The sequence below is a fragment of the Streptomyces sp. NPDC102514 genome, assembly GCF_055584525.1.
Genome location: NZ_JBVJLW010000002.1, coordinates 78,614 through 95,282, shown reverse-complemented (window position 1 = coordinate 95,282; position 16,669 = coordinate 78,614). Strand labels below are relative to the sequence as shown.

Annotated in this window: 16 protein-coding genes; 13 read left to right on the top strand and 3 right to left on the bottom strand. The window is 71.2% G+C overall.

The window, feature by feature from the left end:
* Positions 1 to 35 precede the first annotated feature (35 nt).
* The 3 genes from ACZ60E_RS05675 to ACZ60E_RS05665 are packed head-to-tail and all read left to right on the top strand — an operon-like array spanning position 36 to position 2,071.
* Entirely contained in the window at positions 36 to 260 is a 225-nt protein-coding gene (locus ACZ60E_RS05675; RefSeq protein ID WP_469438515.1) for an MbtH family protein, read from the top strand.
* 9 nt (positions 261 to 269) lie between these two features.
* Positions 270 to 1,844, top strand: coding sequence for an amidohydrolase (locus ACZ60E_RS05670; protein WP_469438512.1), 1,575 nt, complete (start codon positions 270 to 272; stop codon positions 1,842 to 1,844).
* On the top strand, positions 1,841 to 2,071 hold the full coding sequence (locus ACZ60E_RS05665; RefSeq protein ID WP_469438509.1) for a hypothetical protein: 231 nt from the start codon (positions 1,841 to 1,843) through the stop codon (positions 2,069 to 2,071). Before ACZ60E_RS05670 ends, ACZ60E_RS05665 begins: the two co-directional genes overlap by 4 nt.
* A 94-nt stretch (positions 2,072 to 2,165) precedes the next feature.
* On the opposite strand, the gene ACZ60E_RS05660 is transcribed toward ACZ60E_RS05665, so the two are convergent.
* Positions 2,166 to 2,825, bottom strand: a complete 660-nt coding sequence (locus tag ACZ60E_RS05660; protein ID WP_469438507.1) for an isochorismatase family protein — start codon at positions 2,823 to 2,825, stop codon at positions 2,166 to 2,168.
* A gap of 141 nt (positions 2,826 to 2,966) precedes the next feature.
* On the opposite strand from ACZ60E_RS05660, the gene ACZ60E_RS05655 reads away from it, so the two are divergent.
* The 8 genes from ACZ60E_RS05655 to ACZ60E_RS05620 all read left to right on the top strand — a co-directional run bounded on the left by ACZ60E_RS05655 (position 2,967) and on the right by ACZ60E_RS05620 (position 12,220).
* The gene (locus tag ACZ60E_RS05655) at positions 2,967 to 5,084 is read left to right on the top strand and encodes a penicillin acylase family protein (protein ID WP_469438504.1); all 2,118 of its coding nucleotides are present in this window, start codon (positions 2,967 to 2,969) and stop codon (positions 5,082 to 5,084) included.
* A 79-nt stretch (positions 5,085 to 5,163) separates the two neighbouring features.
* Positions 5,164 to 5,832, top strand: a complete 669-nt coding sequence (locus ACZ60E_RS05650; RefSeq protein WP_469438502.1) for a helix-turn-helix domain-containing protein — start codon at positions 5,164 to 5,166, stop codon at positions 5,830 to 5,832.
* Positions 5,833 to 5,879: 47 nt separating this feature from the next.
* Entirely contained in the window at positions 5,880 to 7,217 is a 1,338-nt protein-coding gene (locus ACZ60E_RS05645; RefSeq protein WP_469438499.1) for a M24 family metallopeptidase, read from the top strand.
* Positions 7,214 to 8,221: a thiamine pyrophosphate-dependent dehydrogenase E1 component subunit alpha gene (locus ACZ60E_RS05640; RefSeq protein WP_469438496.1), complete on the top strand. Its 1,008-nt coding sequence runs from the start codon at positions 7,214 to 7,216 to the stop codon at positions 8,219 to 8,221. Before ACZ60E_RS05645 ends, ACZ60E_RS05640 begins: the two co-directional genes overlap by 4 nt.
* The gene (locus tag ACZ60E_RS05635) at positions 8,209 to 9,189 is read left to right on the top strand and encodes an alpha-ketoacid dehydrogenase subunit beta (RefSeq protein ID WP_469438494.1); all 981 of its coding nucleotides are present in this window, start codon (positions 8,209 to 8,211) and stop codon (positions 9,187 to 9,189) included. The genes ACZ60E_RS05640 and ACZ60E_RS05635 overlap by 13 nt, the downstream gene beginning before the upstream one ends.
* Positions 9,190 to 9,261: 72 nt before the next feature.
* The gene (locus ACZ60E_RS05630) at positions 9,262 to 10,623 is read left to right on the top strand and encodes an amidohydrolase family protein (protein ID WP_469438490.1); all 1,362 of its coding nucleotides are present in this window, start codon (positions 9,262 to 9,264) and stop codon (positions 10,621 to 10,623) included.
* Complete coding sequence (locus tag ACZ60E_RS05625; RefSeq protein ID WP_469438488.1) at positions 10,620 to 11,534, top strand: cupin domain-containing protein; 915 nt, start codon at positions 10,620 to 10,622, stop codon at positions 11,532 to 11,534. Before ACZ60E_RS05630 ends, ACZ60E_RS05625 begins: the two co-directional genes overlap by 4 nt.
* Positions 11,531 to 12,220 carry an SDR family NAD(P)-dependent oxidoreductase gene (locus ACZ60E_RS05620; RefSeq protein WP_469438486.1) on the top strand — a complete coding sequence of 230 codons (690 nt, stop codon included), beginning with the start codon at positions 11,531 to 11,533 and terminating at the stop codon, positions 12,218 to 12,220. The genes ACZ60E_RS05625 and ACZ60E_RS05620 overlap by 4 nt, the downstream gene beginning before the upstream one ends.
* Positions 12,221 to 12,284: 64 nt before the next feature.
* Here the strand turns inward: ACZ60E_RS05620 and ACZ60E_RS05615 are convergent, their stop codons facing one another.
* Both ACZ60E_RS05615 and ACZ60E_RS05610 read right to left on the bottom strand, forming a co-directional pair.
* Positions 12,285 to 12,635, bottom strand: a complete 351-nt coding sequence (locus ACZ60E_RS05615; protein ID WP_469438484.1) for a DUF3140 domain-containing protein — start codon at positions 12,633 to 12,635, stop codon at positions 12,285 to 12,287.
* 73 nt (positions 12,636 to 12,708) lie between these two features.
* Positions 12,709 to 13,515, bottom strand: a complete 807-nt coding sequence (locus ACZ60E_RS05610) for an alpha/beta hydrolase (protein ID WP_469438482.1) — start codon at positions 13,513 to 13,515, stop codon at positions 12,709 to 12,711.
* 194 nt (positions 13,516 to 13,709) lie between these two features.
* Here ACZ60E_RS05610 and ACZ60E_RS05605 point away from each other — a divergent pair, with 194 nt between their 5' ends.
* Together ACZ60E_RS05605 and ACZ60E_RS05600 are read left to right on the top strand one after the other, a co-directional pair.
* Positions 13,710 to 14,492 (top strand): sulfite exporter TauE/SafE family protein, encoded by a 783-nt coding sequence (locus ACZ60E_RS05605; RefSeq protein ID WP_384804099.1) that lies wholly within the window; start codon positions 13,710 to 13,712, stop codon positions 14,490 to 14,492.
* 225 nt (positions 14,493 to 14,717) lie between these two features.
* Positions 14,718 to 16,613: a glycoside hydrolase family 15 protein gene (locus ACZ60E_RS05600; RefSeq protein WP_469438478.1), complete on the top strand. Its 1,896-nt coding sequence runs from the start codon at positions 14,718 to 14,720 to the stop codon at positions 16,611 to 16,613.
* The last annotated feature ends 56 nt before the right edge of the window (positions 16,614 to 16,669 follow it).

The window sequence follows — 16,669 nt, the reverse complement described above, 5'->3', positions numbered from 1 at the left end:
ACCCCCAGCAGAACCAAGCGAGTCGGAGGACCCTCATGAGCACCAACCCGTTCGAGAACCCCGAAGGCACCTACTCCGTGCTCGTCAACGACGAGGGCCAGTACAGCCTGTGGCCCGACTTCGTGGACGTGCCCGCCGGCTGGACCGTCGCGTACGGCCCCGCTCCCCGCCAGGAGTGCCTGGACCACATCGAGGTCAACTGGACGGACATGCGCCCCAGGAGCCTGGTGGAGCGGACGGCGGCGGACCAGGCCGGCTGAGCCCCGCGGATGCTCTCCACACGACTCACCAACGCCCGAATCCTCACCATGGATCCGGACCGTCCCGTCGCCCGCGAACTGGGCATCTGGCGGGGCCGGATCGTGGGCCTGGACGAGGAGGTGGCCGCCCTGCCCGCCCGCAGGGAGGTCGACCTCCAGGGCGCGACCGTGCTGCCCGGATTCATCGACAGCCATGTCCATCTGGCCTGGACCGGCTTCAAGGCCGGCACACCGAGCATCGCGCCGTGCCGGTCGGTCGAGGACGTCCTGGCCGCGGTGGCCGAAGCGGTGGCACGTACCCCGGAAGGAGGCTGGACGGACCTCGCGGGGTACGACCAGCGGGGCCTCGGCCGCCATCTGACCGCCGCCGAACTGGACGCGGTCAGCGCCGGGCGCAAGGTGTTCCTGATGCACGACTCCGGACACGGCTGCATGGTCAACACGGCCGTCCTGGACCTCCTGCCCGCCGAACTCGCCGACGGGGACGGCTTTCTCGCCGAGGGAGCCATGGGGGCCGCGCGGGCCCTGCGACTGCCCTACTCGCAGCAGGAGTTGGCGGACGCGATCGGTCACGCGGCCCGCGGCTGCCTGGCCGAGGGCATCACCGGCTGCGCCGAGGCGGGCATCGGCGGCGCCCTGTTCGGGCACAGTCCCGTCGAGCTGGGCGCGTACCAACTGGCCTCGGAACAGGGGCAACTGCCCTTGCGCGTACAGCTCATGGTGTCCGCGGACCGGCTGCGCCCCGTCGACGCGCACCGGGACGACGGCATCCCCCGCGCCCTCGACCTCGGTCTGCGTACGGGGTTCGGCGGCGACCGGCTCTCCGTCGGCGCGCTGAAGATCTACACCGACGGCGGCATGATGGCCCGTACCGCCGCCCTCAGCCGACCCTACGAAGGGCTCGACCACGCGGGCCAGTTGCAGGAGGACGCCGGGTCGCTCGCGGACACGATCGTCGACGGACACCTCGCGGGCTGGCAGCTGGCCGTCCACGCCATCGGCGACCGGGCGGCCGACGTGGCCCTCGACGCGCTGGAGCGGGCGCAGCGCCTGCGGCCGAGGCCGGGCGCCCGGCACCGCATCGAGCACGCGGGCCTCATCCGGCCGGACCAGCTGGAGCGCCTCGCGAGGCTGGGTGTGACAGCTGTGGTCCAGCCGAACTTCCTGCGGTACTTCGGCGACGACTACGCGGCCGTCATGGGCAAGGAGCGGGCACCCTGGCTGTACCGTGGACGGGGTTTTCTCGACCACGGCATCACGCTGGTCGGCAGCTCGGACCGGCCCGTCGCGGACGGATCGCCGCTCAGGGCGATCCAGTTCATGGTCGAGCGGGCCTCCGCGTCGGGGCAGGTCATCGGCCCGGACGAGGGCATCACCGTCGACGAGGCACTGCGCGCCTACACCGTGGCCGGCGCCTTCGCCTGCCACTGGGAGGACCGCGCGGGCAGCCTCACGCCGGGCAGGAGCGCGGATCTGGTCGTCCTGGGCGACGACCCCACGGGCGTGGAGGTCTCGCGCATCGGTGACATCGACGTGGTCGCGACATTCGTCGACGGCCGGGAGACCGAAGGAGGCGCACTGTGAGCACGCGCATCGACAGCGTGGAGACGTACGCCCATCTGTGGCGGGCGCCCGCGTACCCGCGCAGGTGGGTGCTGTGGGACACCGCGGGGGACGTCCTCGTCTTCGACCGGGACACCAACGGTGTCGTGGACATCGACGACGGGCCGCTGCGGGGCGAGGTCCTGCGCAGGATGCGCGAGGCGGGCGTACCGGAGAGCGACGACTATCCGGGACGCCCTTGCGCGTAGGTCACTCACTGCCGGCTGCCAAGTCCCAACTGTCCACCCTTTGTCGCCTGTTGGCGCGTCCGCGCGGGCGCCGGTCCGTCGCCCCCGGCGCCCGTCACATGCTCTGTGCCGCCCTGCCGTGCAGAAGGTGACGGATCAGCTGGTCGGTGGTGCAGACGACACCGGTCCGGGCGATCCACCGCAGGGCCATGGAGTGGTCCTCGGCGGTGAAGTCGGCCACGGCGTCGGCCACCACGAACGGCTGGATGTCGTGCATGAAGGCGTCCGCGGCCGTGAGCAGGATGCCGAGATGCGCCCGCACCCCGCACAGGATCAGCTGATCGCGCCCCTCGGAGCGCAGCAGCCTGCCGAGATGGCTGCGGAGGAACGCGTTGTGGCGGACGTTGACCATCAGGTGCTCGCCCGCCCGGGGCCTGAGCGGGGCCACGACCGCCGCGTCACCGTCGGGTTCCGGGCCGATGCCTGGCCCCCAGATGTCACGCATCAGACCCCGCTGGCCGGGGCGTTGCCCGGCCGGTTCTGCGCTGAAGACGATCGGCATGCCGAGGGTGCCCGCCAGTTCGCGCAGGGTGGCGATGTTGTCGATCAGTTCCACGACGGGTGAGCAGTCCGGCGGGAAGGCCTGGACGAAGTGGTTCTGCATGTCGTGGACGAGCAGCGCGGCCCGTGCCGGGTCGATCGTCCAGGCCGGGCCGGACGCGGGGACCGCGGAACGGTCGGGCATGGCATAGGAGTTGATGACGGGCAGGACCATGGGCGGACTCCTCCCTGGTGGCGTGGACACCCGAGCCCTAAGGGAAGTTAGCTTAGCCTAAGCTAACTTGATGAGGGGTGGAGTGTCAGGCACCCGATCGAGCCGTGGACCAGGAATTTCTAGGGCGAGGGGGACCGGATCATGGCCGGCAGTACGTACCGGGACGCCTGGGGCATCCCACATCTCCGGGCCGCCGATCCACTGCGGCTGGCCTTCGCCCAGGGAGGGAACGCGGCACGCGACCGTGCCTGGCAACTGGAACTGGAACGGCACCGCTCCCAGGGCACCACCGCCTCCTTCCTCGGTGCGGACGCCGTCCCCTGGGACCGCTTCGCCCGCCGGGCCCGGCTCGACGACACGGCCCGGCGCTGCTTCGACGCACTGGAGGAGGAGACGGCCGCCTGGGTCCGCGCCTATGTCGAGGGGGTGAACGCCGGTCTGGCGCGCGCGGCGGCGCGCACACCCGAATTCGCGGCCACGGGACTCGCCCCGGAACCCTGGAACAGCTGGACACCTCTCGGCGTGTGGCTCACCCACCACATCCTCTTCGCGGGATTCCCGACCAAGCTGTGGCGCGAGGGGGTCGCCCGCCAACTTGGCGACGAGGCAATGGAGTTGTTCGCCACGGACGATCCCGGTACGGCGGGCTCGAACGGCTGGACGGTCTCGGGCGACCGCACCGCCTCCGGGTTCCCGCTGATCGCGGGGGACCCGCACCGCTTCCTCCAGAACCCCGGCTTCTACCAGCAGATCCACCTCTCGTGCCCGGAGTACGACGTCGTGGGTCTCGCCGTCCCCGGCGTTCCCGGCATCGCCCACTTCGGCCACACCGGAACCGTCGCCTGGGCCATCACCAACGCCATGTCCGACTACCACGACCTCTACCGGGAGCGGCTGCGCCGGACGGGCGACGGCGCGGACGGCGGCGCGGACGGCGGCATCGAGGCGCTGGGCCCTTCGGGATGGCGGCCGGCCACCCACCACCGCGAGACCGTCCAGGTCGCGGGAGGTGCCCCGGTCGTGATCGACGTGATCGAGACGGAACGCGGCCCGGTCGTCCTGGACGACCCCGATGCCGACCCCGATGCCGACGGGCCCCTAGGGGGCGTCAGCCTCCGCTACCCGCCCCGCGTCACCGAGGAACTGGGCTTCGACGTGCTCCCGGCCCTCCTGCGCTCCCGTACGGTCGCGGACCTGGACCGGGCGCTCGACCGCTGGATCGAACCGGTGAACGTCGTGCACGCGGCGGACTCCTCCGGCGGCCTGCTGCACCGCGTCGCCGGATACGTGCCCGCCCGTCACCGGGACAACCGGCTGCGGATCGTGCCCGCCTGGCGGACCGGCCACGACTGGCGGGGCCGCCACGACACCCCGCGCGCCGAGGTCGACGGCATCGCGGTGATGGCCAACGAGCGGGGCCTCGCCGCCGCGCTCGGCACGGAGTTCGCCCCGCCCCACCGCGCCGACCGCATCGCCGACCTGCTGCGGAGGTCACGGGAGTGGACGCCCCGGGGCATGGCGGCCATCCACATGGACACCCATCTCGCGGCAGCCGCACCGCTGTTGGGGTTCGTGGAGCGTCTCGACGGTCTCGTACCCGAGGCGGCACAGCTGAGGGAACGGCTGCTGTCCTGGGACCGGCACATGGACGCCGACGGCTTCGCCGCCGCGGACTACGCCCGGCTGCGCTCCGCCGTCGTACGCCGGATCACCGCGACCCCGGAACTGGCCGGGCTCGGGGCGCTGAGGTCGGCGTACCCCGTGGTGTTCGAGCCATGGCTGCACCTCGCCGGGAAGGTCGCCTTCGCGCTGGAGAACCTGCTCGCCACCGAACTGCTCCCGGGCCTGGACCGGACGGCGGTCGTACAGGCCGCGCTGGCGGAGGTCGCCACAGCGGAGGCCGTGACCTGGGGCGAACTGCACCGGCTCGCGCCCGTCCGGCTCCTCCCGGCCACCGAGGGCGAAATCCTCCCGGACACCCAAGGCGAGCCGTGGCCGGGCCTCGGGGGAGACCACGACTGCGTGCTGGCCACATCGAGCACCCCCGGCGTCACCGACCTCAGCTCCCGAGGCCCCTCCGCCCGGTACGTATGGGATCTCGCCGACCGCGACAACAGCCTCTGGGTCGTCCCCCTGGGCGCCCACGGAACACCGGGCAACGCACACCACCGGGACCAGCTCCCTCTCTGGCTGCACGGTGAACTGGTCCCCGTCGTCACCGACTTCACCCAGCTCGTCGAGGAACCCGACGACGACTGAGGGCGCCGTACTGTTCAGCCGTACTGTTCAATAGAGGTGAACGCCCCCGCACACGTCACCACTGCGAGAGGAGCCGCCCGTGCCCCCTGTCGTGGTGCCGCCGGTCGGCGCGCGCATCCGCCGGGCGCGTACGGCGCAGGGCATGAGCCTGCGCGCGCTGGCCCGTGAGATCGGGGTGTCCGCGAGCCTCGTCTCGCAGATAGAGACCGGCAAGAGCCAGCCGTCGGTGAGCACCCTGTACGCGATCACCACCGCGCTCGCCATCCCGGTGGAGTCGCTCTTCGACACCGAGGACGATCCGGCCCCGGCTCCCGCCCCCGTCCCGGCGCCCGCTCCGGTGGGCGCACGGCCCGGTGAAGGCACCGTCCTGCACGCGCTGGCCGCCTTCGCCGCCGACCCCCGCCGCAGGATCGGCCCGCTGGTCAGCGCCGGTGAACGGGAGGTGCTTGAGCTGGACTCGGGTGTCGTGTGGGAGCGCCTCGGCCGGGTCCCCGGAACGGACGTCGACTTCCTGCTCGTGACCTACCGCCCCGGCGGAGCCTCCTCCGGCGCGGGCGGCCTCATGCGGCACGCCGGGACCGAGTACGGCTATCTGACCTCCGGCGAACTGGTCCTCACCCTCGGCTTCGACGAGTACGTGATCCGCCCCGGCGACGCGGTCAGCTTCGAGTCGACGACCCCGCACCGCTATCGCAACGACGGCGACGAACCGGCCGTGGGTGTCTGGTTCGTGTTCAGTATGCCTTGACACTTTCCCCGGACGGTCGTTCACTCCGGATGAGGGTGGTGGTCGTCATGACAATCCGCACCTACGGACCGAACGCCGTCGACTGGGAACAGCGCATCGACCTCGACCGGCTCCGCACGGAACGCCTGAGACGGCTCCACGCGGCCCTGGACCGCAGCGAGTTGGGCGCACTGCTGAGCTTCGACTTCGCCAACATCCGCTACATGTCGTCCACCCACATCGGCACCTGGGCGATGGACAAGCTGATCCGCTTCGCGCTCCTCGTCCGCGGCGGCGAACCGGTCGTCTGGGACTTCGGCTCCGCCGCCCGCCACCATCAGCTGTACAACCCGTGGCTCGACCACAGCGAGGGCAAGGAAGGCCCGCCCACCGGCGCCCGCGCGGGCATCTCCACCCTGCGCGGCGCCTTCCACCCGGACGCCGGGATCGGCGCCGACGTCGCCGCGAAGGTGGCCGAAGAACTGCGCGAACACGGCCTGGCGGGCGCACCGTTGGGTGTCGACCTGGCCGAGATGCCCGTCCTGCACGCTCTCAAGGAGCAGGGCATCGACGTCGTCGACGGCCAGCAGGTCTTCCTGGAGGCCCGCAGGGTCAAGACACCCGACGAGATCTCCCTGCTCACCCAGGCCTGCTCGATGGTCGACGCCGCCTACGAGGAGCTGTACGGCCACCTACGGCCGGGCGTGCGCGAGAACGAGTGCGTGGGACTCGTCAGCAAGGTCCTCTACGACCTGGGCAGCGAGTACGTCGAAGGTGTCAACGCGATCTCCGGTGAACGCTGTTCACCGCATCCGCACGTCTACAGCGACCGGTTGATCCGCCCTGGCGACCCCGCCTTCTTCGACATCCTGCACAGCCACCTCGGCTACCGCACCTGCTACTACCGCACGTTCGCGGTCGGCAGCGCCTCACCAGCGCAGCGCGACGCGTACATCCGCTGCCGCGCCTACATGGACGAGTCGATCGCCCTGGTCCGGCCGGGCGCCACCACCGCGGACATCGTCCAAGTCTGGCCACGGGCGCAGGAGTTCGGCTTCCCGGACGAGACCGCCGCGTTCGCCCTGCAGTACGGGCACGGAGTGGGCCTGTCCATCTGGGAGAAGCCCGTCTTCAGCCGTCTGGTCTCGCTCGACCATCCCGAAGTCCTCGAAGAGGGCATGGTGTTCGCGCTGGAGACGTACTGGCCGGCCGCGGACGGCTGGTCGGCGGCCCGGATCGAGGAAGAGGTCGTCGTCACCGCCGACGGGTGCGAGGTGATCACCAAGTTCCCGGCGGAGGAACTTCTCGTCGCGGGCCGCAAGTACTGGACCGTCGGCGGCGAGCTGAACACCCGCCGCGAGTCCCAGTCCCATCTGAACACCCGCGAGGGCAGGGGCGGACGATGACCGCCGCCCAGCGGACCGCGGACAGCCCGGACACTGTCGAACTCCTCGCGCTCTACGAGGAGATGGCCGTCATCCGGCGCACCGAGAAGGCCGCCCACGACCTGTTCCTGTCCGGCCTCGTCAAGGGCACCACCCACCTCGCCGCCGGACACGAGGCCGTCGCGGTCGGCGCGAGCGCGGCCCTGCGCGACGACGACTACGTGTTCGCCACCTACCGCGGCCACCACCACGCCCTGGCCCGCGGCGCGACCCCCGAGGAGTGCCTCGCCGAACTGATGAGCCGTGCGAGCGGCCTTTGCGGGGCCAAGGGCGGCTCGATGCACCTCACCAAGGCGTCGGGCAACATGCTCGGCTCGTACGCGATCGTCGGCGCCCATCTCCCCATGGCGGTCGGCGCCGCCTGGTCGGCCCGGCTCAGAGGGACCGGACAGATCGCCGTGGCCTTCTTCGGCGACGGGGCGACCAACATCGGCGCCTTCCACGAGGCCCTCAACCTGGCCGCCGTATGGAAACTGCCCGTGCTGTTCGTCTGCGAGAACAACCTCTACATGGAGTACACCCCCATCGCCGACGTGACCGCCGTGGCCCACCCCGCGGCCGACCGGGCGCCCGCCTACGGCATCCCCGGAGAGATCGTCGACGGCAACGACGTGGTCGCCGTACGGGAGGCGGTGGACCGGCTGGCGGGCCGGGCCCGGGCGGGGGACGGGCCCGGCCTCCTTGAGGCGCAGACCTACCGGCACTTCGGCCACAGCCGCGCGGACCCCGCGACCTACCGCCCGGCCGAGGAGGTGGAGCGCTGGCTCAAGCACGACCCCCTCGACGTGGCCCGCGGCCGGCTCGCCGAACTCGGGGTGCCCGCCGGGACGGTCACCGCGGCGGACGAGCGCGCCGAAGCCGTCGTACAGGCGGCGGTCGAGGCCGCGAAGAACGCGCCCCCGCCCGATCTCCGGGAGGCGCTGACCGACGTATGGGCCGACGGAGGTGCGCGATGGCGGACGTGATCACCTACCGGCAGGCCGTCGCCGAGGGCATCGCGCGGGAGATGCGGCGCGATCCGGCGGTGGTGTGTCTGGGGGAGGACATCGGCGCGGCGGGTGGGGTGTTCAAGACGACGGCCGGGCTGCACGAGGAGTTCGGCTCCGGGCGGGTGTGGGACACGCCGATCTCCGAACAGGCCATCGTCGGGGCGGCGATGGGCGCCGCGATGACCGGCATGCGGCCTGTCGCGGAGATCATGTTCTCGGACTTCCTCGCCTGCTGCTGGGACTACCTCGCCAACGAGATCCCCAAGGTCCGCTACATGACGGGCGGTCAGGTCACCGTCCCGCTGGTGGTGCGCACGGCCAACGGCGGCGGCCTAGGCTTCGGCGCGCAGCACTCCCAGGCCACCGAGAACTGGGCGCTGACCGTCCCCGGACTGAAGATCGCGGCACCCGCCACGCCCGCCGACGTGATCGGCATGATGGCCGCCGCCATCCGCAGCGACGACCCCGTGGTCTTCTTCGAGCACAAGGCGCTGCTCGCCACCAAGGGGCCGCCCGTGCCGCCCGACCACGTCGTCGAACTGGGGCAGGCGGCCGTCGTGCGCGAGGGCGACGACGTCACACTCGTGGCCCTCGCCTCGACGGTGCCCCTGGCGCTCACCGCCGCCGAGCGGCTGGCCGAGGAGGGCATCGACGCGGAGGTCGTCGACCTGCGCTGCCTCGTACCGCTCGACGCGATGACCGTGCTCGGCTCCCTCGCGAAGACCTCACGGCTCGTGACCGTCGAGGAGAACCCCTACCAGGGCGGCTGGGGCGGCACCCTCGTGTCGATCGTCGCCGACGAGGGCTTCGGCCTCCTCGACGCACCCGTCAGCAGGGTCACCGCCGCATGCGTACCGCTGCCGTTCGCGGACGTGCTCGAACAGGAGGTCGTCCCGACCGTCGCCAAGGTCGTGGCGAAGGTCCGCGACCTCAGCGCGTACTGAACCGGGCCTTCGACGGCTCACCGAAATCGGAACTCGGCATGGAACTCGGCATGGAGAGAGGCGAGTTGGGCGATGACCAACCGAATGCTGCTGCGCTCGGGCCACGTGCTGTCGATGGACCCCGCCATCGGGGACCTGCCCGGCGGTGACGTCCTGATCGAGGACGGAAGGATCGCCGCGGTCGCCCACGGCATCGACGCGGACGCGGAAGTGCTCGACATGACGGGCCGCATCGTCCTGCCCGGCTTCGTCGACACCCACCGGCACACCTGGGAAACACCCATCCGCGGCTGCGCGCCCGACGCCACACTCGACGACTACTTCGTCGAAGTCCTGGACACCTACGCGCCGGTCTACGGCCCCGAGGACGTGTACGCGGGCAATCTGGCCGGCTCGCTGGAGTGTCTGAACGCCGGCATCACGACCCTCGTCGACTGGTCCCACATCAACAACACCCCCCAACACCCCGACGCGGCGGTCCAGGCCCTCAGCGAGACCGGCATCCGCGCCCAGTACGCGTACGGAAGCGCCAACACCTCGCTCGCCGACTACTGGTACGAGAGCAAGATCGCGATACCCGGCGACGACGTACGCAGGGTCCGCGAACGCCATTTCTCCTCCGACGACGGCCTGTTGACGATGGGCCTCGCCACCCGCGGCCCCGGCTTCTGCATCAACGACGTCGTCGAGGCCGAATGGCGCCTCGCCCGCGAACTGGGCATCCCCCTCACCGTGCACGCCGGCATGGGACGGCTGGCGGGCCGCTTCGGCATGGTGAAACAGCTCCACGGACTCGGTCTGCTCGGCCCCGACACCACCTATGTGCACTGCTGCTACTTCAGCGAGGAGGAGTGGCGGATGGTCGCCGACAGCGGCGGCACCATCTCCGTCGCCCCGCAGGTGGAGACACAGATGGGGCACGGCTGGCCGCCCGTGATGAAGGCGATCGAGTACGGTCTGCGACCCTCCCTGTCCATCGACGTCGTCACCACCGTGCCCGGCGACATGTTCACCCAGATCCGCGCGGCCTTCGGCGCCGAACGGGCCCGCGTGAACGCCGAGTGCTGGCAGGCCGACAGCCCCATCCCCGACACCATGTTGACGGCACGTCAGATGCTGGAGATCGCGACCGTCAACGGCGCGCACGTCGCCGGACTCGAAGACCGGACCGGCTCGCTGACCCCCGGCAAACGCGCCGACGTCGTGGCGATCGACGCGACGGCGCTCAACGTCGCGCCGCTCATCGACCCGGTGGCCGCCGTGACGCTGAGTGCGGACGTCTCCAACGTCGAGACCGTCATCGTCGACGGCGTCGTCCACAAGCGCGACGGCAGGCTGCTCGCCGACGTCGGGCGGGCACGGCGCCTGGTCGAGGAGTCCCGCGACCGCCTCGCCGCGGCGGCCGGGGCGCGTGGGAAGCGACAGCAGGCATGACACACCACGTGATCCGGCGGGCGGCGGACGCCACGTTCGCCGCCCCACCCCAACTGCCCTGCGCGAGCCGGGGATTCACGCGGTGGTCGGTGGTGGGGGAGGAGGACGGCTCCGTACACACGGGCTTCGGAGTGTGCGAACTGACGCCGGACGGGACAATCGGGGCCCACGTCCACTCGTACGAGGAGTCCTTCCACCTGCTCTCGGGGACCGTGGTCCTCGATACGCCCGAGGGCTCGTACCTCCTCGAAGAAGGTGACTACGGGCTGCTGCCGACCGGCGTCCCGCACGCCTGGCGCGGCGGCGGGGACACCGTCGCGCGCTGGGCGGACATGCTCGCGCCGGTGCCGAGGGCACGCTACGGGCACGACACCCAGGCGGTGCCCGCCCTGCCCGTCCGCGAGCCGGTCAGGATCGACGTACGCGACCCGCGCACCCGCTCCTTCGGCCACTTCGAGCCCGCGCAGATGGACCCGGGAAAACAGTCCCAGGACCTTCTGTCGGTGTCGGCCAGTATGCGTACCGCGCTGCTCGTCTACAGCGGGATCACCGTGAAGATGATGGTGGACGCCGACCTGGGCGCGGTCGCCTCGACCATGTTCATGGTCCAGTACGCGGCCGACGGCGTCGCGGGCGCGCACGACCACCCCTTCGAGGAGACGTATCTGATCGTCGAGGGAGTCGTGGACGCCACCTTCGACGGCGAGCACCACCGGCTGGGAGTGGGCGACGCCGCCTGGGCGGGCGCCGGATGCGTCCACGGCTTCAGCAACGCCGGTACGGGGCCGGTGCGTTGGCTGGAGACCCAGGCTCCGCAGCCGCCGTCGCGCCACTCCTACCGGTTCGCACGCGACTGGGACCACCTGCGGGACGTACTGGATGGACCGGAGGCAAGGGAGGAGCAGCCATGAGCGGTGTTGTCGTCGTCGGAGGTACGGCCGGTATCGGTCTCGCGATCGCCCGCGCCCGCGCGGAACGCGGTGACGACGTCGTCCTCACCGGGCGCGACGCCCACCGGGCCGACACGGTGGCCAAGGAGATCGGCGCGCACGGGCTCGCCCTGGACCTCTCCAGGCCGCAGGAGATCGCGCCCGCGCTGGCCGGTGTCGAGCACGTCGGCCATCTGGTGCTCGCCGGAATCTCGCGCGACCGGAACACCGTCACCGAGTACGACGTCGAGGCCGCGCTGCGCCTCGTGACCCTCAAACTCGTCGGCTACACCGAGGTCGTCCACACGCTGCTGCCGCGGATGACCGAGGAGAGCGCCGTCGTGGTCTTCGGCGGACAGGCCAAGGAACGGCCCTACCCCGGCGCCACGACGGTCGCGACGGTGAACGCGGGCGTCACCGGCCTCGTGCGCACGCTCGCCCTGGAACTCGCCCCGATCCGCGTCAACGCCGTCCACCCGGGCATCGTCGGCGACAGCCCGTTCTGGGCGGACAAGCCCGCCGACGTGCTGGAGGACTACCGCGCGCAGACACCCACGGGACGGCTCGCGCGCATGCGGGACGTCGTGGACGCGGTGGACTTCCTGCTCCGCAACGCGGCGGTCAACGGCGTCGACCTCGCGGTGGACGGCGGGTGGACCCTGCGCTGAAGCGGGAGGTCCCTGTGCTGAAACGGTGGGACCCGGCGCCCGAGGGGCGCACCGGCCGCACCGCTCACAGCTGCGGCCGGCTCGGGTCGTGGCCCAGGGTCATCAGCCGATGGCGGCGCCGGGTCTCCTCGGCCTCGGACACCTGCCCCGCCCCCTGCTCGGGGCCGGTCTCGGCGGTGACGGTGTCCACGACCTCGTACATCACGTCGAGGTCGTCCTCGGTGAGATCGATGCGCCGCTTCTGCAGGATGGCCAGCACATGCTCGCCGGTCGGCGCGCCCGCGTGCTCGGGCGGCGCCACGGACTCCTCGGACGCCTCGTTCACCTGGAGCCAGGCGGCCAGCTCCTGTGAGGTCATGTTCACCACGCGGTGGAACTCGGCCCACAGCGCGTCGAGTTCGAGGGCGTCGGCCATCGGATGTCCCTTTCGTTCGGAGCTTCTCGTTCACAGGCTTCGTGTGCTGCCTGCCTGCCCGGCGGGAGCGGTTTCACGCGAGCACGTCGTCCACGAAACGTGTCACATCGGCCAGGACCGTGTCCTTGACCGTCTCGTTGAACACCTCGTGCTGGGCGCCCGGGTACACGCGCTCGTCCCACTCGGTGCCGCGCAGCTCCTCGATGCCGGCCCGGCTGGCGGCCAGGGGCACGATCCGGTCGTCGTCCCCGTGCAGCCACAGCAGCGGGAGAGCACCCACGTCACCGCTCTTGGAGATGGTGTCCAGGGCACGCACGAACGCCTGCAGCGTGGGCCGCTTGAACGGTCCGTGCCAGACCAGGGGGTCCGCCGCGTACGCCCGTCCGACCGCCGGATCGCGCGAGAGCGCCGTCGGGTCGATGGGGACCTCGGGCAGCGGATCGAGAGCGAGCAGCTGCTGGAGCGGCCCCCAGCTCCCGATCACCGGCCCGGACAGGACGAGCGCGGCCAGCCCGTTCCCGTACCGCTGGGCGTACCGCGCCGCGACGAGGCCGCCCATCGAGTGGCCGATCAGCACGACCGGCACGCCCGGGTACGCGTCCCGGGCCAGCAGCTCCACCGCGTGGACGTCGCTCACCACGTCCTCGAAGTCCTCGATGAGCACGCGCTCGCCGCCGGATTTCCCGTGCCCCAGGTGGTCGGGGCCGAACACCGCCGCGCCGTGTCCGTGCAGCACCTCGGCGACGTACGCGTAACGGCCGATGTGCTCGCCGTATCCATGCGCCAGCAGCGCCACGTACCGCGGCCGTTCCCGTGGCCACTCGCGTGCCGTGATGCTGCTCCGGGTGCCCGTCAGGGTGTGTTCGCGGGAGTCGGCCATGGGTCCTCCATCGACGGCGGCGAAGGTACGGGGACGATCAGGGACGGACGGGATGATCGGGGGCGATCTTTCCAGGGGGCGAGGAGACGGTCCAGAGCGCGCGGCCGGTGGCGCCGGCAGGGGACACCTGTCGGGGTCACCTGTCGAGACGCCCCTGACACGGCCGGATAGGTGGGCATAGCATCGGTCCCCGCATGAACACGATGACGCTCTGGAACATCACTCCCTGGGAGTTCGCCGCCCTCGCCGCCGCGGCGCTGCTCGTCGGCTTCTCCAAGACCGCCGTGAGCGGGGCCAACACCGTCAGCCTCGCGATCTTCGCGGCGGTCCTGCCGGCCAGGGCGTCCACGGGGGTGCTGCTGCCCATCCTGATCGTCGGGGACGTGCTCGCCGTACTCACCTACCGGCGGCACGCGCACTGGCCGACCCTGTGGAAACTGTTCCCCGCGGTCGCCGCGGGCGTGGTCGTCGGCACGGTGTTCCTGGTGTGGGCCGACGACGCGATGGTGCGTACGTCGATCGGCGCGATCCTGCTGTTCATGGCCGGGGTCACCATGTGGCGCCGCCGGAAGGCCGACGCCGCGGAGGCGGCCGAGGAGCCCGACTCGGTGGCCACGCGGACCGGCCGGATCAAGGCCCGCTCCTACGGGGTGATGGGCGGCTTCACCACGATGGTCGCCAACGCGGGCGGCCCGGTGATGTCGATGTACCTCCTCTCCGCGGGCTTCCGCAAGCTCGGCTTCCTGGGCACCTCCGCCTTCTTCTTCCTGATCGTCAACGTCTCCAAGGTCCCCTTCAGCGTCGGCCTCGGCCTGATCGACGGCCACTCCCTGCTCCTGGACGCGGCCCTCGCGGCGTTCGTCCTCCCGGGCGCCCTGATCGGCAAATGGGCGGTGGACCGCATCAACCAGCGCCTGTTCGAACGCCTGGTGATCGGAGCGACGATCCTGGGCGGCCTGCAACTGTTGCTGCGCTGAACAGCGCCGTGCGGTGGCGCCTGACCGGCCGCTCGTCGACTGCGGGCCGATGGGGGCGGGCCGCGCAGTTCCCCGCGCCCCTGAAAAACGGGGCTGCGCCCCAGTTCTTCGCCCTGAAGGGGCGCGGGGCTGTGACATGTGCGGCTCCGCCGCGTGGGCGCGATCAGCCACATCGGACCCGCAGAAAACCGACAATCCCCCCAGTGGAACGTCTACCCTGAGCCCATGTCCGAGGCATCCGCGCACCAGGACCCACCGACATCAGGTCACGGCCAAGACCACGGCCAAGACCACGGCCACTACCTCCCGATCGCCGACCACGGCCTGATCGGCGACCTCCGCAGCGTCGCCCTGGTAGGCATCAACGGCACCATCGACTGGTACTGCTGCCCCTCCTTCGACGCCCCCAGCGTCTTCGCCTCGATCCTCGACGCGGACAAGGGCGGCTCCTTCGAACTGGCCGCCGCCGTCCCGGCCAGGACCAAGCAGTTCTACTTCCCGGACACGAACGTCCTGCTCACCCGCTTCTTCACGGAGGACGGCGTCGGCGAGATCCAGGACTTCATGCCGGTCGAAGGCGACGGCGACGGCGACGGGAACAGCGACGGCGGCGGGACGGAGGCGGACCGGCACCGGCTGATCCGCCGCGTGCTGTGCGTACGCGGCTCGGTCCCGTTCCACGCGCGCGTGGCACCCCGCTTCGACTACGCGGCGCAGCCGCACACCGCCCGCCTCCACGACGACACGGTGGTCTTCGAGTCCAAGAACCTGTCGCTCGCCCTGACCTCCACCGAGCCGCTCGCCTGCGACGGGCTCGACGCGACGGCGGACTTCAAACTCCACGAGGGCGAGTCGGCGGTGTTCGCCCTCGACCAGGTCAGCGGTGCCATAGAGCCCCGTGGCTGCCCGCGCGCCGAGGCGGAGCAACTGTTCGGCGCCACCGTGGCGTTCTGGCGGAACTGGCTGACCGCCTCCCAGTACCGCGGCCGGTGGCGCGAGATGGTGCACCGCTCCGCGCTGACCCTCAAACTGCTCACCTACGCCCCGACCGGCGCGATCGTCGCCGCCGCGACGACGAGCCTGCCCGAGCAGATCGGCGGCGAACGGAACTGGGACTACCGGTACGTGTGGGTGCGCGACGCGGCCTTCTGCGTGTACGCCCTGCTGCGGCTGGGGTTCACCAGCGAGGCCAAGTCGTTCATGGCGTTCACGGCCCGGCACATCAGCCCCGGCGACGGCCGCCCCGCGGGCCCGCTGCAGATCATGTACGGCATCGACGGGCGCACCGACCTGCACGAGGAGGAGCTCGGCCACCTGGAGGGGTACCAGGGCTCCGCCCCCGTCCGCGTCGGCAACGCGGCGGCCGACCAGCTGCAGCTCGACATCTACGGCGCCCTCATCGACTCGGTCTACCTGTACGACAAGTGGGCCGAGCCGATCTCCAGCGACCAGTGGGACGACATCTGCGCGCTGGTCGAGTGGGTCTGCGACCACTGGGACCAGCCCGACGAGGGTGTCTGGGAGACCCGTGGCGGCCGGAAGAACTTCCTCTACTCCCGGCTCATGTGCTGGGTGGCGATCGAGCGGGCGATCAGGCTGGCCAACCGCCGGGGCCTGCCCGCGGACCTCCCGCGCTGGCGCGGCGCCCGCGACACGATCTACCGGCGGATCATGGACCGCTGCTGGTCACCGGAGCGCAAGGCCTTCGTCCAGCACGAGGACGACGACGTCCTGGACGCCGCGGTGCTGATGATGCCACTGGCCAAGTTCATCTCGCCGACCGACCCGAAGTGGCTCTCCACGCTGGACGCGCTCACCGAGGACCTGGTCTCCGACTCGCTGGTCTACCGCTACGACCCGAAGGTGAGCCCCGACGGCCTGCGCGGCGAGGAGGGCACGTTCTCGATCTGCTCCTTCTGGTACGTCGAGGCGATGACCCGGGCCGGCCGGCTCGACGAGGCACGCCTCGCCTTCGAGAAGATGCTCACCTACGCCAACCACCTGGGCCTGTACGCCGAGGAGATCAGCCACACCGGCGAACAACAGGGCAACTTCCCCCAGGCCTTCACGCACCTGGCGCTGATCAGCGCGGCCTTCAACTTGGACAAAGCTCTGGGCTGACAGGCCCCGGCCCCGTCAGGGGCGCGGGGCTGTGACATTGTGCGGCTGTGCCGCGT